This is a genomic window from Aromatoleum toluolicum, from assembly GCF_012911005.2.
Taxonomy (GTDB): domain Bacteria; phylum Pseudomonadota; class Gammaproteobacteria; order Burkholderiales; family Rhodocyclaceae; genus Aromatoleum; species Aromatoleum toluolicum.
This window is the reverse complement of record NZ_WTVS01000246.1, coordinates 1-415: the sequence shown is the minus strand read 5'-3', so window position 1 is coordinate 415 and position 415 is coordinate 1. Positions and strand designations below refer to the sequence as shown.

Genomic DNA, 415 nt, shown 5'->3' with positions numbered 1-415 from the left:
GCACACAGGCATTGGTGGCGCCGTCGTAGTCCTGCACCTGCACCGTGCCCGTGTAGCCTTGGTCTGCCAGCTGCTGCACGATGGCGCAGGCGTCTTGGTAACTGCCACCACCGCCGCTGGCCAGCACGGCCGCCCCGGTGGCGATCGCCTGGAAATCGGTCAGGCCATAGAAATAGACATTGCCCATCGGGCCCCCCTCTCTTATTTGGATGAAAAGCACGATATCCGAGCCCCGTCGAAAGTCAATGACCGGGATACCACGGGGGGATCGGCACCACGGCAGGGCCTGCACTCTGGTTTACGGCGGCATCATCGCCTATGCTGTGCACCAAGTTGTTTTCCGCTACCCCCACCATGAGCACCCCCGAAAAATCCCCCGTTTACGGTACCGAAGACCTTTTGATCAGCCTGTGCA

At 61.0% G+C, this 415-nt stretch carries 1 protein-coding gene; it reads right to left on the bottom strand.

The window, feature by feature from the left end:
* A partial coding sequence (locus GPA27_RS28580; protein ID WP_169143755.1) for an S-methyl thiohydantoin desulfurase domain-containing protein occupies positions 1–187 on the bottom strand: 187 nt, incomplete at its 3' end.
* Positions 188–415: the final 228 nt, after the last annotated feature.